The sequence below is a fragment of the Nonomuraea rubra genome (genome assembly GCF_014207985.1).
Lineage (GTDB): Bacteria > Actinomycetota > Actinomycetes > Streptosporangiales > Streptosporangiaceae > Nonomuraea > Nonomuraea rubra.
The window spans coordinates 5,406,350-5,427,454 of the sequence record NZ_JACHMI010000001.1; the positions used below are offsets into that span (position 1 = coordinate 5,406,350).

The following is a 21,105-nucleotide window of genomic DNA, read 5'->3' on the forward strand; positions in this document are numbered from 1 at the left end:
AGATGACTGATCAGCACGTCCCCGGTGACGAACGTCTCCCGCGCTGCCGGGCCCGAGCCCAAGACACCCGCAGCGCCCGGCCGATGCGCAGGCAGGCGGTCAGTTCGCGCCACAGCACGCCACCGCCCCGGACATACGAGCCTGGTAGATGGTCTCGTTCGAGATCCGCATGGTCTCATCCTCGGAGAAGCCGTCCGGAAGCCTGCCCACGATCTGCTCCGCACTCCAGGACGTCGCCCAGCGCCGCTCCTGACGGTGCCCGTGCCGTCGCGCGCTCCGGCGGACCTGTGATCCTTCGATCTCGTAGCCGTCGGAGAAGCGAACCGCGCTGGCCAGCCGGTCCTGCAACCGCAGCAACCGATCGTCGGCGGCGAGCTTGCACGCCTCGGGCCGGGCTCGGCGACCGGCGTGCCACTGCGCGATCGAGGCCCGGTAATCCAGACGTCCATTACGGATAGCCACGTTGCGCGCCAACTCCCGCGAGATCGCCGACGGGCCGTCCCAGGCTGCGGGCGATCTCACGCACTCCACGCCCCTGCGCACGAGCATGGCGATCTCCTCGCGCCGGTTGACGGAGGCGGCCCCGGTGACCGAAGGGCGGCCGGCCAACTTGAAGCGCCACACGCACCCCTCCCGTGCCGCAACATCTCCCTTGATGATCGAGGTTGGGCCGCCAGCCTGGCCGCCCGATCCGTGTGATTCACGCGTTCGACTGGCGACGCTGCCGCTTCTGAGGCGGCCATCTGGCCGGTCGCACCGCGCATGTATCGTGGCCGGAACAGATGAAGCATGGCTCGTCTCGCAGAGCTCTGTGTGAGTGCCACCCTCGCGCCTCGAACTCGACGCCACACAGGTCAGCTTGGCGACGCTGACACTCCGGGCACGGCGCGCAGAGCCACATCCTGCGTAATTCCTGCATGGTCCCGCTCCGGTCGTGCTTGGTTGCATGGACCTGTGAGACCAGCGCAACGAGCGGCCTGTTCGGCCGGCGGTTCGCGGTCGGATGCCTACGGGGAGAGGTGATGCAGGCATGCTTGTCGAGTCAGCCTTCGGTCGCATCGGTGGTGTTGACGCAAGACCCGTGTATCACGTGGGAGGCGCTGACGTACCGTGGAGGGACCTCTTCCACCGCCGCTCCGGGGGAGGCTTGCGCCGCCGTGACGCGAGCGCTGGACGGCGCGGCAACGTGCTGCTGGGACGGCAGGCCGAGTGCGACGCGCTCGACCGGCTCCTCTCGGCGGTCCGCGTCGGTGAAAGCCGGTCGCTGCTGATCCGCGGTGAGGCGGGAATGGGCAAGTCGGCGCTGCTGGAATACGTGCACGACAGCGCGTCCGGCATCCGCATCGCCCGAGCTTCGGGCATCGTGGCGGAGAGGGAGCTGACCTTCGGCGGGCTGCATCAGCTGTGTGCCCCATTCCTGGATCATCTGCCTCGCCTGCCGGAGCCGCAGCGCGATGCTCTCGGCACGGCGTTCGGCCTGAGCGCGGGATCTGCACCGGACCGCTTCCTGGTCGGGCTCGCAGTACTCAGCTTGTTCGCTGACGTGGCCGAGAAGGAGCCGCTGGTCTGCCTCGTCGACGACGCTCAGTGGCTCGACCAGGTGTCCATGCAGACCCTCGCCTTCGTCGCGCGACGCCTGCCCGCCGAGCCGGTCGGGTTGGTACTGGCGATGCGTGAGCCGTGCCTGCAATCCGATTTGGCTGGGTTGCCGCAGCTCGAAGTGGGGGGCTTGAGCGACAGCGACGCTCGTGCCCTGCTCGACTCGGTGACGGCCGGGCGACTTGACGAGCAGGTACGCGACCGCTTCATCGCCGAGGCTCAGGGAAACCCGCTGGCCCTGCTTGAGCTGTTTCCGGGATCAACGCCGGCGGAACAGGCCGGCGGGTTTGCGTGGCCTGACGCGCGGCCGTTGGTGAACCAGATCGAGCTAGACTACCTGCGGCGGGTCGAGGCGCTACCGGCAGAGACGCAGCAGCTGCTGCTCATCGCGGCGGCCGAGCCGATAGGCGACGTGGCCTTGCTGACGCGTGCGGCAGAGCTGATGGGAATCGATGCGGCCGCTGGGACGCCGGCCGAAGTCGCGGGACTGATCACCATCGGCACCCGGGTGCATTTCCGGCATCCCCTTGTGCGCTCGGCGGTCTACCGCATGGCGGTCCCGGACAACCGTCGAAACGTGCACCGTGCGCTGGCCGATGCGACCGATCCTCAAGCCGACCGCGTACGTCGCGCGTGGCATCTGGCCAACGCCTCAGCCGGCCCCGACGAGATCGTGGCCGCCGAGCTGGAGCACTCCGCCGACCGGGCACAGACGCGTGGCGGAGTCGCGGCAGCAGCCGCGTTCCTCGAGCGAGCGGCCCAGCTGACACCCGATCCCGCGCGCCGCGGAACCAGAGCCTTGACAGCGGCACGGGCGAAGTATCAGGCCGGTGGGTACGACGCCGCGCTCGACCTGCTGAACGCGGCGGAACTGAGCCCCTTGGACGAACGCGGACTCGCCCGCTCCAAGCTGTTGCGAGCTCAGATCGTCCTCGCCTCCACCAGCGCCGGCGCCGCCTTGCCACTGCTGTACCAAGCCGGCAAGCACCTGGAGCTGTTGGACCCCGGACTGGCTCGCGCGACCTACCGTGACGCACTGAGCGCGGCCACGATGGTCGGCCGTCCGCCGAGCGGCGCGCAGTTGGCGGACGTCGCCTTGGCGGTGCTCGGCGCACCGCCGGGGCCGCCACCGGAGCGTAATGAGTTGCTCCTAAGTGGCGTGGCCACGGTGGCCACAAAGGGCTACTCGGCAGGCGTGCCAGTGGTGCGGCAAGCCTTGGACGCCTTCCGCGTCGATGGGATCTTGGGGGAGGAGGCTCTTGGCTGGCTCTCGTTCGCGTCTCACATGGCCCCTCTCGTCTGGGACTTCGGCAACTGGTCGGCGCTTTCAGCAAAGCTCGTCGAACTGGCGCGTGAGACCGGGGCTCTGTCGGTGCTGCCATCGGCTCTCCATATGCTCGTGTCGAACCGGGCCGCCGCCGGCGAGCTTGCCGCGGCCGAGGCGCTGCTTGCCGAGGCGGTGACGATCGGTGAGGTGACGGGCAGCCGCTTCTTCGCCCAGTACGCGGCCCTGGTGCTGGAGCCCTGGAAGGGCCGGGAAACCGCGACACGTCAGGTGATTGAAGCGGTCACGCGAGAAGTGGCCCTGCAAGGGGAAGGCGAGTTGGACATCGCCGCCCAATGGGCGAGTGCGGTGCTCTACAACGGCCTCGGCCGTTATGAGGAGGCGTACGGCGCGGCGGAGCGAGGCTCCGAGCATCCGCAAGAGCTCGCGGGCCCGACCATGGGATCCTTGATCGAGCTCGTCGAGGCGGCAGCTCGAAGCAGAAGGCCGGTCCGCGCCGCCGAAGCAGCCCAGAGAATTGATGAGATGGCGCAGGCGAGTGGCACCGACTGGGCACTCGGCACCTCGGCGAGCATGCGTGGCCAGGTGAACGACGGCCCGGCCGCCGAGACTCTGTACCGTGAGGCGATCGAGCGGCTCGAACGCACCGAGGCCCGGATGATGCTCGCCCGCAGTCGGCTGCTCTACGGCGAGTGGCTGCGCCGAGAGAACCGCCGCATGGACGCACGTGAGCACCTGGGCGTCGCCTACGAGATGCTCAGCCAGATGGGGGCCGAGGCGTTCGCGGAACGTGCCCGGCGCGAGCTTCAGGCTACCGGTGAGAAGGTCAGCAAGCGCACTGCCGAGGCGCGAGCCACCCTCACCACCCAGGAAGTCCAGATAGCGCGTCTGGCCGGTGAAGGGCTGACGAACCCCGAGATCGGCTCCCAGCTCTTCATCAGCCCCCGCACCGTCGAATGGCATTTGCGCAAGGTATTCGGCAAGCTCGGCATCGTGTCCCGTAAACAGCTCCGCGCCACGCTGCTCGAAGGCACGGGGGCCATGGCCTGACGCGACATCATCGGACAGCCCTCATCGGCATCTGACCTTGTGTTGCCTTCTCTCAAGTCAACCAGAATCGCTCCATCTCGCAACGCGTCGACGACCTGGGAAGAATGGGCAGTCGCGCGACCGTGTTGGTACATCTAGCCGGTGGCCGGCCGGTCCTCAAGAATGAGATGGATCGCGGTGTCCATTCGCCCGTTGAATTCTTCGCGGTCGGTGACCTGGTGTTTCAATCCCGTTGCGATCGCGTGCAGGACGGCCGCGACCGCCTCGGGAGTACCGCGCTCGGCGCGGATCGCATCGGCATGCCGCGCGACGGCCTCGGCAACCAGTACGTCGAAACGGGCGGCGTACTCCGCGAGCAAGCCTCCCAGCGGGGCCGCGCTCGTCTCGACGAGCATGCCAACGTCCGAGGCCCCGGGCTCGATGTAACGGCCGAGCCATCGGTCGAACGCCGCCACCAGACGCTCCCGCAGTGACAGGTGCGGTGCTGACAGCGCATCGGTGACCGCGGCGATGCCTTGCTGCAGCTCATGCTCCACTGTGGCGCGGAACAACTCCTCCTTGGTGGCGAACAGGAAGTACAGCCCCGGACGCGAGATATCCGCAGCGCGGGCGACCTCGTCCATCGACGCCTTGCGGAAGCCGTAGCGGGCGAAGACCTGCAGCGCCGCGGCCAGGACGTGCCCACGGCGTTGCGGATCGCCGGGACTGCGGGTGGTCATGGTGTCCATGGTCGCCGCGACTCTGCGCGACCCGACGAAGGCGGAACCGTCCTTCGCCGGGCTCCCGGAGTTCCTCGTGCTTCCCCTCGATGTCACCAGGCCGGAGACAATTCGTACGGCCGTCGCCGAGACCACTGAGCGATTCGGCGGGATCGACGTGCTGGTCAACAACGCCGGCTTCGCTCAACTGGGCACGTTGGAGGAGGTCTCCCTCGAGCAGTGGCGCACTCAGTATGAGACCAACGTGTTCGGTGTGGTGAACGTCATTCAGGCCGTCCTCCCGCAGATGCGGGAGCGACGGGCAGGCCACATCCTCATCACTTCCTCCATGGGCGGCCACGTCAGCTTGCCGACAATGTCCGCCTACACCAGCTCAAAGTTCGCTGTCGAAGGCATCGGTGAAGGGCTGGCGAAAGAGCTCGACCCGCTGGGCATCCACGTGACGATCATCGAGCCGGCGGGGTTCACCACTCCGTTCTTCCAGAACCTCCGCCAAGCGGCGCGGACGCTCGACGACTATGAGCCGGCCCGGGCGGCCATGGCGGCCTTCGCGAAGAGTTCTCTGGGCAAGCCGGGCGTCGAGTGGACGGACGCCGCCGAGCGGATGTTCGGTCCTCCGACGGGTGCACAGGGGCACATTACCGAAAACCCGACAGCGAGATCATCACCGCCACCCCGGATGACGCCGAGCAACGGGGGTGGTGCTGAACCAGCCGCTGGACTGGTGGCCGACGCTCCGCGGGCGCCTTCGCTGCCAGTCGGGAGGTCGGGCAAACGAGCTGCCCGGACCAGCTCACTCACTGCAATCCGATGGCACCGCGACGGCGTTGGAGGCTGCGTTCGGGGTGCGCCGCCTGCGCCTTCCGTCACCGCGCCACCCGGCTCAAGTCGAACGCAAGATCGCGCATCTGGTGCGGCGGCGGCACGGCGGACGCCCTGCCTGCATGCACGGCACCGTCAAAGTGGGCTGCACCAGCACCAGGGGAGCGGTGCCGCCCCCCAGGGTATCGACCAGTGCTTCTACCGGGTCCGACGCGAGTCTTGCGATGACAGGCTGAGAACCACGCGGCGGACAACACGCCGTACGCAGATCAAGCTGGTCCTGCGCGTCACGCTGAACAGCCCACGACATGTCAGGGAACGGCGAGATGTGAGGAACGCCATGAACGGTTGGAGTCCGTGCGACTTGATGACGTCGATCACCGACACCGCCGAGCCTGCCGTCCTTGGCCGGCGGCCAATCCGGACCCAGCTGTCCAGCGAAGTGGGGAGCATGAATGGCGGCACAACAGGCGTGGCCTCGGCTGCGAGTATCGGAGTGGGTGGAAACACGCGACACCCTGCATATGTGGACCCAGATAGTCGGGAAAATCCGGCTGGCTCACGCGCCGCTGGTCAATCATTGGTGGCAAGTCACACTGTACGTGAGTCCCCGTGGGCTGACCACCTCGGCTATCCCGTACGAGGATGGAGCGTTCGACCTGGAGTTTGACTTCGTCGAACATCTGCTGCATGTCCGCAGCAGTGATGGCGGCACCCGGGAGGTGGCCCTGGAACCTAAGCCGGTGGCCGACTTCTATGGCGAGACCATGGCGGCTCTGGCCGAGCTCAGGATCCCGACAGAGATTCAAGCGGCGCCGAACGAGGTGGAGCCGGCGATTCCCTTCGCTGAAGATCGCCAGCATGCCTCTTACGATGCTCAGGCCGCGCATCTGTTCTGGCGGCAGCTGTTGCAGGCGAATCGGGTACTCGGAAAATTCAGGTCACGGTTTGTCGGCAAGGTCAGCCCCGTGCACTTCTTTTGGGGCTCGATGGATTTGGCCTGTACCAGGTTCTCCGGCCGGTCCGCACCACCGCATCCTGGCGGCGCGCCCAACTGCGGGAACTGGGTGATGGTCGAGGGATATTCGCGGGAACTGGCCAGCTGCGGGTTCTGGCCGGGCGGGGGCGAGGAGGGAGCCTTCTACGCCTATGCCTACCCGGAGCCCGAGGGGTACGCGGGCTTTCCGGTGGCTCCAGAGGCCGCGTACTACAAGCGCGACAACGGCCAGTTCCTGCTGCCCTATGAAGTGGTCGCCGATGCGAAGGACCCGGATGACGTGCTGTTGGAGTTCCTCAGCTCCACCTACGAGGCCGCCGCGGAGCTGGCGCACTGGGATCGGGCCTCCGTAGAGGAAGACCCGGACCGCTGGAAGCAGCATCAGCGGCCATGAGCCGCGGTCAAGCACCCTCAGATGAGCCGCCGGACAGCATCTGAGCTGGGACTACGGCCCTATCGGCACTACCGCCTCACGTGGCGGTCCCCTTCCGAGGCCCGCCATCAGCTCGCGATCGAACAGCTTCGTGCGACCGGTAGACCACCGATCACCTCGCATGTGCCCAGGTCACTGCATCCTGCTGCGGAACAGCCCGGAGGACTCGGCCAGAGCCGCAGCCGGCCATGACTGTCAGCCCCGATGCCGCGCGACCACGGCGAGACCTGCGAAAAACAAGCTGCACGGCGACGGTCTCGGTCACTGCAGCGCGGCGTCATCGACTGCCGCATGATGCTCAGCGCCCTGCGTAACGCCCATGCTGCCGAAAGCACCAATCCATTTCCCTGTCTACCACTCTGAAGACCGATCAGGAGAGATGATGGCACCCACTGTTGTTCTTGTTCATGGGACGTTCGCCACGACGGTCGACTGGGAACGGCGTCATCGACCAGTCCAGCGAGCGCGACCCGCCCGTCCTGGACGGCACCATTTCGTACGCGGCGTCATCGTCACACCCGCCTGGTCCAGCATCCCGAGCTGGTCGGCCTGGGACAGCGCCGGCCTGAACATCCCGACCACGGCGCAGCAGTTCAGCGCCGAGCGCGCCAGGGTGCGTGGCAGCCGGGCGGTCATCGGCGCGTCGCACCCCGTCGCGGTCACCGAGACTATCCTTGAGGCGGTGGCCCACGTCCGGACATGAGCGGTCCCGGAACGGCGGCGCGGCCGCCCCGGACCTTCCCAACGATGGCCTGACCGAGTTCCTTCAGGTCCGCAACCTGCTTGTGGGAATCGCGAGCCGGATCGTCACGGCCACGGACGCCGAGGACGTCGTCCAGGAAGCCTGGCTGCGGTGGAACAGTACCGACCGCACGATCGTCCGCAGCACACCGGCCTTTCTGAGCCGAACCACTGCCCGGCTGTCCATCACCATGACGCGGACCGCGTACGCCCGGTACCAGACGGCAGCAGGACTCCAGCCGGGCGACGCCGTACGCGCCGCCACGGATCCTGCCGAACTCGTTGAGAACGCCGAGCAGCTCTTGACGGCGATGGCCGTGCTGGTGACCAGGCTCGACAAACGGGAACAGGTCGCCTTCATCCTCCGTGAGGCGTTCGACCTGCCGTACCGCAACATCGGTGAGCTGCTCGGGCTCAGCGAGCCGAACGCCCGCCAGCTGATCCGCCGCGCACGGGTACGCCTGGTGGACGGCCGCGGCCGTCAGGCGCCGCCGGTGGAGCGGTTCCGCCTCTTCGCAGCGTTCCTGGACGCCGCCCACCAGGGTGACCTGGCGCCACTCGCCGAACTCGCCCGAAAGAACTGACCCGGCGGCGGCCCATCGCGGGTAGCGGCCGGGACACCACCACTTGGTCCCTCTCAGTGCGGCGGAGCAGCCGTGGCCTCCCCCTGACCGAGGCGACGCGCATGGCCCTGATCCACGTCGGATGGTCGCGATGCCAGCCGATCTGATCAGACGCACCACGAATGCGCCGCGCCGACCGACGATGCGGCAGAACACCCGGGCAGCGGTCGGATTTCGGGCACGGGCCGACCGGCTCGGCACGCTTGGGGCGGCGTGGATGCTTTACCTGTGCCAGTTCCGGGTGGCCGAGCGGAGAGCGAGCAGGGCGAAGGGCAGAACGACGAACAGATTGATCACCATCATGGTCTCCGCCAGGGCCTGGTGGCTCCAGACCGCTCCGGAAGGGTCGGTGACCGCGATGTCCTCAGCGGCCAGGAAGTAGGCCACGGCGTTCAGAGCGAGTGCCGCGTACACGACCGGCGCCGGCGCCTGGGGCGTCTCCCGGACCACCGCCTGGCGGCGATGAAGGTAGATGGCGAAAACCTGGAAGAACAGGTAGGTGACCAGCCACCAGCCCAGATAGTTGGTGAACGGCACGCCGAAGACGCCACCACCGCGCTCCCACTCCCAGACGTGATTCACGGTCGAGGCGACGGAGTCGCTGCCCAGGTCGAACACCGTCATCAGCACCGCGGCCAAGGCCGGCACCCCGAAGAGGTCCATGGTCCGGCGCCTGTCACCGGCGAGCAGCAGTTCGGCCACGCGCCAGCAGAGATAGCCGAGACCGAAATACACCGGGCCGATGTAGATCGGCACGTGGATGAGTTGCGGGCCACCGGTGTAGTGATAGTGGCCGAACGGGAACCCGGTCTCGACGCTCAGGTTCTCGAAGAAGTTGCTGATCAGGAGCGTTTCGGCGGCGAAGAAGAGCAGCGTCGCCCAGCCGTACCGTCGGATGCCGTCGATGAGCGCGATCGGCACCGCCAGCAGCAGCACCGGAAGGATGGCCGCTGCTCCTGTGGCCACGAACGGCAGCACCACTGCCAGCACCACCGCGGCGGCGGCGAGGATCCACGTGGTGGTGGTCCAGAAGGTTCTCATACCGGCTCTTGATCGGAAACGTCGCGGCGGGTCACGGCCTCCGTGCGGGTTGTCGCAGCGGACTCCGCCCGGTGCACGCGCCAGCCGACGTAGAGGAACACCAGCGCGAGCGCCACCTCCAAGCCGAGCCCGGTGCCCACACCGACGGCCTCGAGGAAGGAGAAGTGGTCGAAGTGCCGGATGTGGAAGGTGAAGTGGGTGGCCGCATAGATGAGGTAGCCGATGAGCGCCGACAGGACGACCTTGCTGTCGAGCGCCCAGGCGGCGAAGTACAGCATGGCGGTCAGCGCGAGCCCGAGGCCGCCGACGTCGGAGATCAGGTGCTCGTTGTACGGGGGATCGAGTTTCACCGTGGGGAAGTCGTCGTAGAAGGAGCGGGGGAAGACGTACTGCCAGACCGAGGCGACCGTCTGCAGGGCGGCCAGGGCGAGCAGCCCGCCACGTAGCCACTTCTTGGCGGATCCAGGTTGCATATCCATATGACGCCTGGCCTGACGTCTTTCGTGACACGGCACCCGAGTGGGGTGGTGTGGTTCCGGCTGTGGGAGAGGTGTCACGAAATCTGTCACCCCGGTCGTCCTTCTCACGTACAGCGCCGGGAGACAGGAGTAGTCATGAAGATCGCAGTTGCCGGTGGGACCGGGATGACAGGGCGGCTGGTGGTGGAGGCACTGCGGGCTCGTGGGCATGCGCCCATGGCGCTGTCGCGCGGGCAGGGCGTCGATCTGCTGGATGGGTCCGGACTGGATGCGGCACTGGCCGGGGTAGAGGCGGTCATCGACGTCAGCAACGTGACCACGCTCCGGAAGTCGGTGTCGGTGGACTTCTTCGACCGGGCGGGGCGACACCTCGTCGGGGCGGCTGCGCGAGCCGGGGTACGGCACCTCGTCACGCTGTCGATCGTGGGGGTCGATCGGGTCAAGAACCCGTACTACGCGGGCAAGCTGCGGCAGGAGGAGATCGTCCGGAGCGGTGCGGTGCCGTGGACCATTCTGCGGGCGACGCAGTTCCATGACTTCGCGGGGCAGGTACTGAGTGGCGTGCCAGGGCCGATCGCGGTGGTACCGGCGGCACGGATCCAGCCCGTCGCCGTACGAGAAGTGGCCGAAGCCCTCGCCGGTCTCATCCTCGAGGCGCCGCAGGCGATGGCCCCCGAGCTCGCCGGCCCGCAGGTAGAGTCGCTGGTCGACATGACCCGGCGCCTCATCGCCGCGGGCGGCGCCCGCCGGCGTCCGGTGCTGCCCCTGTACCTTCCCGGCGGGACGAGTAGTGGCCGCCTGCTTCCGACCGACTCCGGTCCTCGCGGCACGCAGACGTTTGCTGACTGGCTCAGGGAGAAGACCTCTGCGACGCCCGCATGACCAAGTCCACTGCCGCGTAACGACGTGATCCCTGGGGGCCAGTGCTTCTCCCAGGGGGTCGACCAGGGTCTTCCCCGGGTCCGGGCGGTGTCGTGCGGTGACAGTCTGAAGACCGTCGGGGTGAGGGCCTGCCAGACGGAACCTCCGCACCGCGCCATGAGCCGCTCGCTTCCATGTCCGGCTCATCACCATCTGATAGTGAAAGGGATCTCCTCATGAGCAAGCATGTATTGGAGCCTGCGGCACAAGAGATCGCCGACGCGACCTCCAAGCCGCCGTTCCTGTACGAGTTGGGGCCCGACGGCGCCCGCAAGGTGCTGGATGACCTGCAGGCGGCCCCGATCGACAAGCCCGACGTCGACGACAAGTGGATCACCGTGCCGGCCGAGGTCGGAGAGGTGCGGGTGCGCATCGTCAAGCCGGTGGGCGCCGCGGGGGCGCTGCCCACCGTGCTGTACGTGCACGGCGGCGGCTGGGTGTTGGGCAATGCCGGCACCCACGACCGGCTCGTTCGCGAACTGGCCGTGGGCGCGGGCGCGGCGGTCGTCTTCGTGGAGTACGACCGCTCGCCCGAGGCCCGCTACCCGGTGGCCATCGAGCAGGCCTACGCCACCGCCCAGTGGATCACCCGGCACGGCGCCGGCGAGGGCCTGGACGCGACCAGGCTCGCGGTGGCCGGCGACTCGGTCGGCGGCAACATGACCGCCGCCTTGGCCATCATGGCCAAGCAGCGGGGCGACGTGCGTTTCGTGCACCAGTCGCTGTACTACCCGGTCACCGACGCCGGCCAGGACACCGGCAGCTACCGCGAGTTCGCCGACGGCCCCTTCCTGACCGCCAAGGGCATGGCCTGGTTCTGGGACTGCTACACCACCGATCCCGCCCAGCGCGCCGAGATCACCGCCTCCCCGCTACGGGCCACGCTGGAGGACCTGGCGGGGCTGCCGCCCGCGTTCGTCATCGTCGACGAGAACGACGTGCTGCGCGACGAGGGCGAGGCCTACGCCCGCAAGCTCACCACAGCCGGCGTGCCGACCACCAGCGTCCGCTACAACGGCATCATCCACGACTTCATGATGCTCAACCCGGTCCGCTCCACTCAGGCCGCCGGCGCTGCCGTCGCCCAGGCCATCGCGGTGCTGAAGGCCGCCCTGCACACCGGAAAGGTCGGCGCATGAGCTCCGCCGAACAGCCCACCGTCGTCCTGGTGCACGGCGCCTTCGCCGAGTCGGCGAGCTGGAACCGCGTGATCCTGCACCTGCGTGATCGCGGGCTGGACGCCCTGGCCGTCGCCAACCCGCTGCGCAGCGTGGAAGACGACGCCACCTACCTGCGCGATGTGATCGCGGGGCTCGGCCGGCCGGTGGTGCTGGCCGGTCACTCCTACGGCGGCATGGTGATCAGCGAGGCGGCGGCGCGGAACCCGGCCGTCCGCGCCCTGGTCTACGTCGGCGCCTTCGCCCCCGCACCAGGCGAGAGCGCGGGCCAGCTGTCCGGCAAATTTCCGGGCAGCACCCTGGGCGAGGCGCTGGTGGCCTACCCGCTGGCCGCTGGTGGTCAGGAGTTCCGCATCGCCGAAGAAAAGTTTCACCACCAGTTCTGCGCCGACCTGGACGCGGGCGAGGCCGCGTTGATGGCGGCCACGCAACGGCCGGTCACCGAGCGCGCGCTGTACGGAGAGCTGACGGTGAGCGAGCCGGGCTGGCGGAGCCTTCCGTCCTGGTTCGTCTTCGGCGAGAGCGACCGCAACATCCCGGTCGCGGCGCTGCGGTTCATGGCCGAACGGGCCGGCTCGCGCGGCACCCGCGAGGTCGCCGGCGCCTCGCACGCGATCGCGGTCTCGCAGCCCGACGCCGTGGCCGCCGCCATCCTCGACGCCGCCCGTCACGTGCGCGGGTGAGGTGCTCATGCCTGCGATCCTGATTCACGGCGTGCCCGACACCCACCGCGTCTGGGAGGGCGTTCGCCGTCACCTGAGGCGTACGGACGTGGAAGCCTGGGACCTGCCCGGGTTCGGCGCCCCGCGGCCGGAGGGCTTCACCAGCGCCAAGGAGGAGTACGCCGGCTGGCTGATCGACCGCCTGGAGCAGGTCGGCGAGCCGGTCGACCTGGTCGGCCACGACTGGGGCTGCATCCTCACCGCCCGGGTCGCGTCCCTGCGGCCCGACCTGGTACGCACCTGGGCCGGCGGGAACGGCCCGATCAGCGCCCGCTACCAGTGGCATCCCCTGGCGAAGACCTGGCAGGACCCGGTCGAGGGCGACCGGTTCATGGCCGACCTCGACCTGGACCGGTTCGCCGACGACCTGACCGCTGGCTTCGACGTGCCTCCCGGCCTGGCCCGGGAAACTGCGCGGCACGTGGACGAGGCGATGAAGGACAGCATCCTGAGGCTCTACCGCTCCGCGCTTCACATGGGCGCCGAATGGGAGCCCGAGCTGGCGGAGATGGCCGCGCCCGCCCTGGTGTTCTGGGGCGCGCGGGACCCCGCCTGCCAGGTCGAGTTCGCCGACGAACTCGGCCGCGCCATCCGGGCGGAGCACGTGATCAAGCTCGACTGCAACCACTGGACAGTGCTGCAGCAGCCCGCGCAGGTCGCAGCCGCCCTTCACGAGCACTGGCAGCGGCACGACGGTGGCTGACCAAGCTACCCGGCGTCTCACCTTTACCTGCCGACCCCTAAGGAGAGGCCAGGATGCGCCATGACGACCCCGACTGGCGGTAACGAGTTTCTGCACGAGCTGGAGGTTGAAGTCCGGCAGGAGCTGAGGGTGGTGGAGGTCAGCCGGACGCAGAACGCTGTCGATCTGCCCGTCACCGAGTGGCTGATCGATCCGACCGACACCGAGCGGGAGGAAGTGGGATTGCGCGGTGTGCTGGGCGCGATCATGGAGCTGGAAAACGGCTCTCCGCCCCATCCCGGCACCGAAGACGGGCGTGTCTGACAGGGACATCACCGGCAGCGTTGCCGCACACCTCAGCAGCGGCACGGGCGATCGGTTTCCGATAAGCCAGGCAGCGCAGGTGACCGGCGTGGGATCGACTGCGGTACCGCGCGCGTGAGGGATTGCTCCTCGGCCCCCACGCCGCACGATCTCGGCGGCCGGCCGCGGTACCGCGAGCTCGACCTTGCGTGGATCGTCGGCCTGGTGATGCTACGCGAGAGCGGGATGTCGATCGCCGACATCTGCGTGATCACCGATCTGAGCTGGCAAGAGGGACCGAGACCGAACGGCTGGCGTCCCGGTCCCGGCATCGGGGCCGGGTGATCGAGCAGCTGGAGCCAATGAAGAGTCATCTCGCCGTCATCAACGCCGAGACCGCCGCTTACCGGACGATCGTGGAGAACAGGAGAATCGATGAGAACGACACCCCTCGGCGACGGCTTGACCGTGTCTGCAATCGGCTTCGGCGCGATGGGCATGAGCGCCTTCTACGGCAGCAGCGACGAGCGGGAATCGATCGCGACGCTGCGGCACGCCGTCGACTCCGGCGTCACCTTCATCGACACCGCCGAGGCGTACGGGCCTTTCGAGAACGAGAAGCTGATCGCCCGAGCCCTCGGCGACCGCCGCGACCAGGTCGTGCTGGCCACCAAGGCCTCGGCGGAAACCGATGACGACGGCACCGTGCACGGCCGTAACGGCACCCCCGCCTACATCCGGCGTGCGGCCGACCGATCGCTGCGCCATCTCGGCACCGGCGTGATCGACCTGTACTACCTGCATCGCGTGGATCCGAACGCGCCGATCGAGGAGTCGGTCGGAGCGATGTCCGAGCTTGTGGCCGCCGGCAAGGTCCGCCACATCGGTCTGTCGGAGGCCTCGGCGCAGACCATCAGGCGGGCGCACGCCGTACATCCCCTGGCCGCCGTGCAGTCGGAGCTGTCGCTGTTCTCCCAGGACGTGCTGCACAACGGCGAGAAGGCGGTCATGGATGAGCTCGGCATCGGTCTCGTGGCCTTCTCTCCGCTCGGGCGCGGCGTGCTCACCAGCGGCGTACGCGGTCTTGACGACCTCGCATCCGACGACGCCCGCCGCGGGCTGCCGCGTTTCCAGCCCGACGCCTTCGCCGCGAACCTCGCCCTGGTCGAGCGGCTGAAGGCCATCGCATCCGACAAGCAGGTCACGATCGCGCAGCTCGCTCTGGCCTGGGTGCTGGCCCAGGGCGCGGTCCCGATCCCTGGCACTCGCCGCCGCGCCCGCCTCGACGAGAACATCGCCGCCCTCGACATCGAACTCACCGACCACGACCTCGGCCGCCTGGCAGGCGCGTTCACCGCCGCCGAGATCGTCGGCCATCGCGACTTCGTCGCGGTCGCCGAGGGAACCGACCGCTAACCACTGTGGCCCAACTCCGCACTGGAGGCCATGTTGGTGATCCGGTCTCGGGGGCGACGTGGGGGAGATCCACCGATCTCCAGGAGATCGCGGCGCTCATGCGTGACATCCCACGACGGGTCATGGCTCGTCGCTCAGGAGGAGCCACGCACGGCGCGGCCCAGGAAGAGTCCGCCATCGAGGCATGTGACCAGGGGCACGGTGCCCCCTGACGGCGTACTGGCGGCCCTCACCTCTGAAAGGACGTATGACGATGAGCCCTGTGATCGTGGGCGTGGACGACTCCGAGGCGAGCCTGCGGGCCGTGGAGTGGGCGGCGGGCGAGGCCGTGCGCCGACGGCTACCGTTGGAGATCGTGCACGGCTTCTACTGGCCGCGCTTGGGAGTCCCCCTCGGACCGGCGCTGGGCGCGCCTGTCGGCCAGGGCGGGCTCCGGCACGCCGCCGAGCGGATCCTGGCCACCGCGCTGGACCGTGCGCAGGCAGTCGCGCCCGGTCTCGACGTGACCACCCGCATGATGGAGCATGCACCCGCGTCCGCTCTCCTGCAACGTTCCCACCATGCAGAAGTTCTCGTCGTGGGCAGCCGCGGACTCGGCAAGATCGGCGGCCTGCTGCTCGAATCGGTCGGTGCCGAGCTCGCCGCCCGGACCGCGAACGTTGTGACCTTCGCGCATGTCAGCGTTGGTACGACAGATTCCCCGAGGTCGCGGTCGCCCGAGAGGAACTCACCGGTCGCCCCGGCAAGGCACTGGTGCGCACCGCGGATCAGGCGTCGCTGCTTGTGGTCGGTTCCCACCACCATTCCGAGGTCAGCGCGTTGATGAAGGGTTCGGTCAGCCAGACGGCACTGCATCAGGCGGCCTGCCCAGCGGCGATCATCAGCCTCCACCCGTAGACCTACTCAACCTGATCTTGACGAGCAGGTGGTGCGGCGACCGCGCCATGAAGACCACCTGGACGTGTCGTTCCTCCAAGGAAAACCATGAAACACCTCAGAAAGCTGTCATCGTGACCGACTACGGACATCCCATGAGCTTCGGGCTGAGTCTCGATCCCGACGCGGACAGGCTCCCCCAGACCAGGCAGCTGGCCAGGGCCGCAGCGGACGGCGGCCTGGACATCCTCGCTGTGCAGGACCACGCGTACCAACCCGGTCACCTGGACGCCTGGACGCTGATCACGCACCTTGCCACGCAGACCGGGCGCATCTCGTTCCTCACCGATGTCGCGGATCTGCAGCTGCGTCCTCCTGCCATGCTGGCCAACGCTGCAGCGTCGCTCGGCGTCCTGGCCGAGGGCCGGATCATCCTCGGAGTCGGCGGCGGGGCGTTCGCCGACGCCATCGCCGGGATGGGGGGCGGACGGCGCACCGGCCGCGAGATGGTGGCCTACACCGAACAGGCGCTGCACATCATGCGCGCCGCGCTGACCGGCGGTGCCGTCCGGCTACACAGCGACCAGCACGCGATCGAGGGCTACACCGCCGGCCCCGTCCCGGCGTCGCCCATCCCGCTGTGGCTCGGCAGCCAAGGGCCCCGGATGCTCGCCGTCACCGGCCGCTCCAGCGACGGCTGGATCTCACCGCTCAACATCTACGTCCCCCCGGACGAGGTCCCCGCCAAACAGAAGATCATCGACGACGCCGCTCGCTCGGCCGGGCGCGACCCGGCGGCGATCCGCCGGATCTACAACGTGATCGGCGTGATCGGCGATGTGCGTCGCGGCCGCGGCTTGGTCGGCGACGTGCGGCTATGGACAGAGACACTCACCGTGTGGGCGACCGAGCTGGGTTTTGACACGTTCATCTTCTGGCCGATGACCGCACCCCTGTCCCAGCTCGCGGTGTTCGCCGCCGAGGTCGTCCCCGCCGTCCGGGAGCAAGTCGGCCAGATCCGGGGCCGACGATGACGCCCAAGCTGTCCACGGTTCCACCCGAGCTGGAAGGCAAGATCGTCACCCCCGGGGACTCGCGGTATCGCCTGCTGCGCTCCACGTACACCACGGTGGCCGAGCCCGCGGCCGTCCTCACTCCCGAAAGCGCCCCCGAGGTCGTCGCAGCGTTGCGCTTCGCCCGCGAGCAGGGCCTGCCACTGAGCGTGCGCAGCGGAGGGCACGGCTTGTCCGGGCGTTCCTCCAACAACGGCGGCGTGGTCATCGACCTGTCGGCGCTGAACCGCATCCAGGTGCTCGACCGCACGGCACGGCTCGTCCGAGTGGAGGCCGGCGCCCGCTGGGCCACGGTCGCGCAGGCTCTGGCGCCGCACGGGCTGGCGATCAGCTCCGGCGATCACGGCAATGTCGGTGTCGGCGGCCTGGCCACCGGAGGCGGCATCGGCTGGCTGGTCCGCCACTACGGATTGACCATTGACCACATCCGCGCGGCGGAGGTGGTCCTTGCCGACGGCACCACCGTGCGCACCGACGCCGAGCATGAGCCGGACCTGCTGTGGGCGGTTCGCGGCGCCGGGTCCGGGGCCGGCATCGTGGTGGCGTTCGAGATCGAGGCAATGGAGCTGCGCAACGTCGGATACGCGCAGATCGCCGTGCAGATGGACCGGGACGGCCACGCCCTGCGGCAATGGGCCGAGCACATGGCATCCGCCACGCGCGAGTTGACCACTGCCGTCACCCTGCAGTCCCACGGCTCGGCTCTGATCGCCTCCATCACCGCCGTCGTCGCCGATGCGGACGAGCCTCGCCTGCGGGCAGCGATCGGACCGCTGCTGAAGATCGGCACCCGGCTGCTCGACCTGCACGCCCAACTGGCTCCCTACCCCGCTCTGGTCTCCACCGCGCACCTGCACCCCAACACCGGCCAGCAGCCCAGCACGACCACCAACGGCTTGCTCGCGGCGATGACCGACGATGACGCTGCGGCCCTCACGGCCACCGCGACCCTGCCCCCGCACCCTCTGGTCCAGCTGCGCTCGGTGGGCGGTGCGGTCAACGACGTCCCGGCCGACGCGACCGCCTATCCGCACCGGCATCAGCACACCCTGGTCATCGTCTCGACGTTCCCGCCGCAAGGCGGCGTGGAACTCGATGCCGCCTGGCACCCGCTGGCCGAACGAGTCGACGGAGCCTACACCGGCTTCGAGAGCCGCCCCGGCCCGGAGGCATTCTCCCGGATCTACCCGGGTGCGACAGGCGAACGCGTCATCGGCCTGTGGAACCGGTACGACCCCGACCGCATCTTGCGCGCCTTCTGAGCTGCACATGCGAACCCTCTTCACGGCGCGGACGCGGGCAATCGATGCCAAAGCGAAAGGACCCTGGTGCACACATGGGTGCCTCCAGCCAGCACGACTCTCCGACCGGCCCGGCGAGGGCCTCCGCCACCACGTTCAGGCTCAGCCATCGGCATCTGCCCGGCACGAGTGTGATCGCGGTCGGCGGCGAGGTCGACCTTGCCAGCAGCGGCCGGCTGGCCGACTACGTCAATTGCGTCCGCCGGCCCGGCGACCATGTGGTGTTCGACCTGACCCGCTTGCTGTTCCTGGACTGCTCCGGTCTGCGGGTCCTGATCGCCAGCGCTCGGCAGGCCGCCGAGGACGACGCGGTGGTACTCCTGGCGGGGGTGCATGGCGTACCCGCCAGGCTGATGCACCTTGTCCGGATTCACTCGCTCCTGCCCATGGTAAGCACGGTCGAGCAGGCCCTCACCGCCCTGCCCATCACCGTCTGTGCAGGGACCATGTAGACCCTGACGGCCAGTACCACGGCCCCGCGCACGGCTCTCCGGCGGCTCGCCCGCGCACCCTTCGCCCGAGTGAAACCCCCACCTGCCACAGCGATCAAGACCCGTCAGACCGTTCCTGCCCGCCACGCCAGCTGGTCAGGGACGCGACCGTGTCTGCCTGTCGCCACAGGCCCATCTGGTCTTGCCCGCGATCCACGCACGAATCACACCCACGCATAACAGGCGGCCACCATGACGCTGCAGCACACCCGCCACAATCACGCCCCCCGACCACCCCTGCGCTGGATGACCCGCGCCGCCTGTCAGGATGCCGATCCCGGCCTTTTCTTCCCGGTCATCGGGGACACCTCGCAGCAGGGTCAGGCCGACGATCAGGCACGGCGCATCTGCCAGGCCTGCCCCGTACAGCCGGCCTGTCTCGACTGGGCCCTACGCACCGGCGAACCGGACGGCCTGTGGGGCGGTACCACCCCGGAGGAACGCCGACGGCTACGCGCCCGCGAGCAACAGGCCCCGGCCACGGCATGACCATCCGCCCGGTCCGCCCCACGGGCCCCGCCGGCGCGCCGGACCCGGCGTTTGACTTGAAGCGCTTGAGGTGTTGCAGGCTGTGGACATGGCAACGACGGGGAAGAACGCAACCGTCTCCGCGGTGTCGATTCAGGACGTTTCTCGGGTGAGTGGCCTGTCGGAACCGACGCTGCGTTACTACGAGAAGATCGGCCTGATCGGCCCGGTACCCCGGGACGAGAGCAGCGGCCACCGGCGCTATGACAGCAGGGCCGTCGAGACGATCGAGGCGCTGAGCTGCCTGCGAGCGGCCGGGATGAGCGTGCAGGACATGCGCGCCTACCTGCGGTACCTGGACGGCGCCGACGCCCACGCGGCCGAGATGCGGGATCTGTTCCTGAGGAACGCCGAGCGGGTGGCGCAGGAGATCGAGCAGATGCAGGTTCGGCTGCGCTATCTGCAGCTCAAGGCCGACTTGTGGGCCGCGCGCCAGGACGGCGACACGGCCAGGGAACGCCAGGTCGTGCAGGACATCACCAGCACCATTGCTGACCTTCGATAAAGAAAGAAGATCAATATGTCACACAGTACGCGCGTTGAGCAGGCCGAAGGGTCAGGGGACGGCGAACTGGTTCTGGTAACCGGCGGTAACGGCTATCTGGGGTCGCATGTGATCAGCTCCTTGCTGCGGGCCGGTTATCGGGTGCGCACGACGGTGCGGTCGCTGGATCGGGCCGGCCAGATCCGTGCGACAGCGGCGGGCGCCGGTCCCGATCCGGACGAACGACTGGAAGTCGTCCAGGCGGATCTGAACGCCGACGAGGGATGGCACGAGGCGGCGCGGAACTGCACCTACGTTCTCCACGTGGCCTCGCCCTTCCCGGCGGGTCAGCCGCGGCACGAAGACGAGGTGATCATTCCTGCTCGTGACGGCGCGCTGCGCGTCCTGCGGGCGGCACGGGATGAGGGTGTCGAGCGGGTGGTGATGACGTCGTCCTTCGCCGCCATCGGATACACCCGCAAGCCGGGCGACGAGTACGACGAGCACGACTGGACCGATCCCGACGACGACCTCACCCCGTACATCAAGTCCAAGACCGTCGCCGAGCGGGCAGCATGGAACTTCATGCAGGCCGAGGGCGGTGACCTGGACTTGACAGTGATCGCTCCCAGCGGCATCTTCGGCCCGATCCTCAACGACCACCTGGCCGTCTCTGTGGCTTTCGTCAAAGCGATGCTCGATGGAGCACTTGCGGTCGTGCCTCCGCAGTACTTCGGCGTGGCGGACGTCCGTGACGTGGCCGACGTCCATGTGCGGGCGATGACCTGCCCGGAGGCCGCAGGGGAGCGGTTCCTCGTCAGCAGCGGTGAGGCGATCAGCTTCCTGCGGATAGCGAACATCCTCACCGAGCACCTGGGCGAGCGCGCCGCCCGGGTACCCGTCCGGGAGCTGACCGCGGAGCAGCTGCGCGAAGGCGCGCGCACCAATCCTGCCCTCCGGGAGGCCCTCAGCCAACTGGGCAAGATCCCCGTCCTGCGCACCGACAAGGCCCGCAAGCTGCTCGGCTGGCAGCCACGCGACGTGGTCACCACCATCGTCGACACCGCGGAGAGCCTCTTCCGGCACGGGCTGATCGACAGTCAACCGGCTCCTCGGTCGGCAGAGCACGATCACGCCTGACCCGACAGGCGTCCAGAAGTTCGCTCTTCCCGATCCTTTGGCGTGCGGCGAGCGCGCCGCCCCCGGGGCAGACGCACGGGCAGAAACGCCTCTCGGAGCGACGGGTCTTGCTCTTGTCGCCGGCTCGGTCCGCCTTCTACCTGGGCAGCGGTGCGGGCCATGCCGCAAGGTCCCAGCGGGTGAGCTCCACCCAGCCGACTT

21 protein-coding genes and 2 pseudogenes are annotated in these 21,105 nt (G+C 68.6%); 18 read left to right on the plus strand and 5 right to left on the minus strand.

Annotation, left to right across the window (positions count from 1 at the left end; translation table 11 throughout):
- Nucleotides 1-99 precede the first annotated feature (99 nt).
- The gene (locus HD593_RS24575) at nt 100-624 is read right to left on the minus strand and encodes a hypothetical protein (RefSeq protein WP_185104465.1); all 525 of its coding nucleotides are present in this window, start codon (nt 622-624) and stop codon (nt 100-102) included.
- A 523-nt stretch (nt 625-1,147) separates the two neighbouring features.
- Here HD593_RS24575 and HD593_RS24580 point away from each other — a divergent pair.
- Nucleotides 1,148-3,934: a helix-turn-helix transcriptional regulator gene (locus HD593_RS24580; protein ID WP_221524931.1), complete on the plus strand. Its 2,787-nt coding sequence runs from the start codon at nt 1,148-1,150 to the stop codon at nt 3,932-3,934.
- Nucleotides 3,935-4,068: 134 nt separating this feature from the next.
- On the opposite strand, the gene HD593_RS24585 is transcribed toward HD593_RS24580, so the two are convergent.
- The gene (locus HD593_RS24585) at nt 4,069-4,662 is read right to left on the minus strand and encodes a TetR/AcrR family transcriptional regulator (protein ID WP_246546706.1); all 594 of its coding nucleotides are present in this window, start codon (nt 4,660-4,662) and stop codon (nt 4,069-4,071) included.
- Here HD593_RS24585 and HD593_RS65160 point away from each other — a divergent pair.
- Both HD593_RS65160 and HD593_RS24590 read left to right on the plus strand, forming a co-directional pair.
- Nucleotides 4,661-5,116, plus strand: a pseudogene (locus HD593_RS65160) (SDR family NAD(P)-dependent oxidoreductase); the annotation flags it as partial. The gene HD593_RS24585 and the pseudogene HD593_RS65160 sit on opposite strands and share 2 nt — an antisense overlap.
- An 814-nt stretch (nt 5,117-5,930) precedes the next feature.
- Entirely contained in the window at nt 5,931-6,866 is a 936-nt protein-coding gene (locus HD593_RS24590) for a DUF5996 family protein (RefSeq protein WP_185104467.1), read from the plus strand.
- Nucleotides 6,867-7,349: 483 nt separating this feature from the next.
- Here HD593_RS24590 and HD593_RS24595 read toward each other — a convergent pair whose 3' ends face one another.
- Nucleotides 7,350-7,568, minus strand: a complete 219-nt coding sequence (locus tag HD593_RS24595; RefSeq protein ID WP_185104468.1) for a hypothetical protein — start codon at nt 7,566-7,568, stop codon at nt 7,350-7,352.
- Between HD593_RS24595 and HD593_RS24600 the strand changes: the two genes are divergently transcribed.
- Entirely contained in the window at nt 7,523-8,230 is a 708-nt protein-coding gene (locus tag HD593_RS24600; RefSeq protein WP_312903673.1) for a sigma-70 family RNA polymerase sigma factor, read from the plus strand. The two genes, HD593_RS24595 and HD593_RS24600, sit on opposite strands and share 46 nt — an antisense overlap.
- A gap of 261 nt (nt 8,231-8,491) precedes the next feature.
- Here HD593_RS24600 and HD593_RS24605 read toward each other — a convergent pair whose 3' ends face one another.
- Entirely contained in the window at nt 8,492-9,310 is an 819-nt protein-coding gene (locus tag HD593_RS24605) for a carotenoid biosynthesis protein (protein WP_185104470.1), read from the minus strand.
- Nucleotides 9,307-9,783: a hypothetical protein gene (locus tag HD593_RS24610; RefSeq protein ID WP_185104471.1), complete on the minus strand. Its 477-nt coding sequence runs from the start codon at nt 9,781-9,783 to the stop codon at nt 9,307-9,309. The genes HD593_RS24605 and HD593_RS24610 overlap by 4 nt, the downstream gene beginning before the upstream one ends.
- A gap of 141 nt (nt 9,784-9,924) precedes the next feature.
- Here HD593_RS24610 and HD593_RS24615 point away from each other — a divergent pair, with 141 nt between their 5' ends.
- The 14 genes and pseudogenes from HD593_RS24615 (at nt 9,925) to HD593_RS24675 (ending at nt 20,904) form a co-directional block, all read left to right on the plus strand.
- Nucleotides 9,925-10,671: an SDR family oxidoreductase gene (locus HD593_RS24615; protein WP_185104472.1), complete on the plus strand. Its 747-nt coding sequence runs from the start codon at nt 9,925-9,927 to the stop codon at nt 10,669-10,671.
- Nucleotides 10,672-10,886: 215 nt separating this feature from the next.
- Nucleotides 10,887-11,849: an alpha/beta hydrolase gene (locus HD593_RS24620; protein ID WP_185104473.1), complete on the plus strand. Its 963-nt coding sequence runs from the start codon at nt 10,887-10,889 to the stop codon at nt 11,847-11,849.
- Nucleotides 11,846-12,571, plus strand: coding sequence for an alpha/beta fold hydrolase (locus HD593_RS24625; protein ID WP_185104474.1), 726 nt, complete (start codon nt 11,846-11,848; stop codon nt 12,569-12,571). The genes HD593_RS24620 and HD593_RS24625 overlap by 4 nt, the downstream gene beginning before the upstream one ends.
- 7 nt (nt 12,572-12,578) lie before the next feature.
- On the plus strand, nt 12,579-13,313 hold the full coding sequence (locus HD593_RS24630) for an alpha/beta fold hydrolase (protein WP_185104475.1): 735 nt from the start codon (nt 12,579-12,581) through the stop codon (nt 13,311-13,313).
- 60 nt (nt 13,314-13,373) lie between these two features.
- Nucleotides 13,374-13,616, plus strand: coding sequence for a hypothetical protein (locus HD593_RS24635; protein ID WP_185104476.1), 243 nt, complete (start codon nt 13,374-13,376; stop codon nt 13,614-13,616).
- A 414-nt stretch (nt 13,617-14,030) separates the two neighbouring features.
- Nucleotides 14,031-15,011 carry an aldo/keto reductase gene (locus tag HD593_RS24640; RefSeq protein WP_185104477.1) on the plus strand — a complete coding sequence of 327 codons (981 nt, stop codon included), beginning with the start codon at nt 14,031-14,033 and terminating at the stop codon, nt 15,009-15,011.
- Nucleotides 15,012-15,264: 253 nt separating this feature from the next.
- Nucleotides 15,265-15,462: pseudogene (locus HD593_RS65165) on the plus strand (universal stress protein); the annotation flags it as partial.
- Between the two features lie 170 nt (nt 15,463-15,632).
- Nucleotides 15,633-15,908, plus strand: a complete 276-nt coding sequence (locus HD593_RS65170) for a universal stress protein (protein ID WP_350668603.1) — start codon at nt 15,633-15,635, stop codon at nt 15,906-15,908.
- 47 nt (nt 15,909-15,955) lie between these two features.
- On the plus strand, nt 15,956-16,921 hold the full coding sequence (locus HD593_RS24650; protein ID WP_185104479.1) for an LLM class flavin-dependent oxidoreductase: 966 nt from the start codon (nt 15,956-15,958) through the stop codon (nt 16,919-16,921).
- Nucleotides 16,918-18,222 (plus strand): FAD-binding oxidoreductase, encoded by a 1,305-nt coding sequence (locus HD593_RS24655; RefSeq protein ID WP_185104480.1) that lies wholly within the window; start codon nt 16,918-16,920, stop codon nt 18,220-18,222. Before HD593_RS24650 ends, HD593_RS24655 begins: the two co-directional genes overlap by 4 nt.
- 74 nt (nt 18,223-18,296) lie before the next feature.
- Complete coding sequence (locus tag HD593_RS24660; RefSeq protein WP_185104481.1) at nt 18,297-18,713, plus strand: STAS domain-containing protein; 417 nt, start codon at nt 18,297-18,299, stop codon at nt 18,711-18,713.
- Nucleotides 18,714-18,944: 231 nt separating this feature from the next.
- Nucleotides 18,945-19,241, plus strand: coding sequence for a WhiB family transcriptional regulator (locus tag HD593_RS24665; protein ID WP_379478794.1), 297 nt, complete (start codon nt 18,945-18,947; stop codon nt 19,239-19,241).
- A gap of 88 nt (nt 19,242-19,329) precedes the next feature.
- On the plus strand, nt 19,330-19,785 hold the full coding sequence (locus HD593_RS24670) for a MerR family transcriptional regulator (RefSeq protein WP_185104482.1): 456 nt from the start codon (nt 19,330-19,332) through the stop codon (nt 19,783-19,785).
- A gap of 15 nt (nt 19,786-19,800) precedes the next feature.
- Nucleotides 19,801-20,904: an SDR family oxidoreductase gene (locus HD593_RS24675; protein ID WP_185104483.1), complete on the plus strand. Its 1,104-nt coding sequence runs from the start codon at nt 19,801-19,803 to the stop codon at nt 20,902-20,904.
- Nucleotides 20,905-21,105: the final 201 nt, after the last annotated feature.

Bases quoted from the DNA above. Each gene is read 5' to 3' on its own strand.
- HD593_RS24585 (WP_246546706.1), bottom strand. From the start codon at position 4,662: ATGGACACCATGACCACCCGCAGTCCCGGCGATCCGCAACGCCGTGGG.
- HD593_RS24590 (WP_185104467.1), top strand. From the start codon at position 5,931: ATGGCGGCACAACAGGCGTGGCCTCGGCTGCGAGTATCGGAGTGGGTG.
- HD593_RS24605 (WP_185104470.1), bottom strand. From the start codon at position 9,310: ATGAGAACCTTCTGGACCACCACCACGTGGATCCTCGCCGCCGCCGCG.
- HD593_RS24610 (WP_185104471.1), bottom strand. From the start codon at position 9,783: ATGCAACCTGGATCCGCCAAGAAGTGGCTACGTGGCGGGCTGCTCGCC.
- HD593_RS24615 (WP_185104472.1), top strand. From the start codon at position 9,925: ATGAAGATCGCAGTTGCCGGTGGGACCGGGATGACAGGGCGGCTGGTG.
- HD593_RS24620 (WP_185104473.1), top strand. From the start codon at position 10,887: ATGAGCAAGCATGTATTGGAGCCTGCGGCACAAGAGATCGCCGACGCG.
- HD593_RS24625 (WP_185104474.1), top strand. From the start codon at position 11,846: ATGAGCTCCGCCGAACAGCCCACCGTCGTCCTGGTGCACGGCGCCTTC.
- HD593_RS24630 (WP_185104475.1), top strand. From the start codon at position 12,579: ATGCCTGCGATCCTGATTCACGGCGTGCCCGACACCCACCGCGTCTGG.
- HD593_RS24635 (WP_185104476.1), top strand. From the start codon at position 13,374: ATGACGACCCCGACTGGCGGTAACGAGTTTCTGCACGAGCTGGAGGTT.
- HD593_RS24640 (WP_185104477.1), top strand. From the start codon at position 14,031: ATGAGAACGACACCCCTCGGCGACGGCTTGACCGTGTCTGCAATCGGC.
- HD593_RS24650 (WP_185104479.1), top strand. From the start codon at position 15,956: ATGAAGACCACCTGGACGTGTCGTTCCTCCAAGGAAAACCATGAAACA.
- HD593_RS24655 (WP_185104480.1), top strand. From the start codon at position 16,918: ATGACGCCCAAGCTGTCCACGGTTCCACCCGAGCTGGAAGGCAAGATC.
- HD593_RS24660 (WP_185104481.1), top strand. From the start codon at position 18,297: ATGGGTGCCTCCAGCCAGCACGACTCTCCGACCGGCCCGGCGAGGGCC.
- HD593_RS24665 (WP_379478794.1), top strand. From the start codon at position 18,945: ATGACGCTGCAGCACACCCGCCACAATCACGCCCCCCGACCACCCCTG.
- HD593_RS24670 (WP_185104482.1), top strand. From the start codon at position 19,330: ATGGCAACGACGGGGAAGAACGCAACCGTCTCCGCGGTGTCGATTCAG.
- HD593_RS24675 (WP_185104483.1), top strand. From the start codon at position 19,801: ATGTCACACAGTACGCGCGTTGAGCAGGCCGAAGGGTCAGGGGACGGC.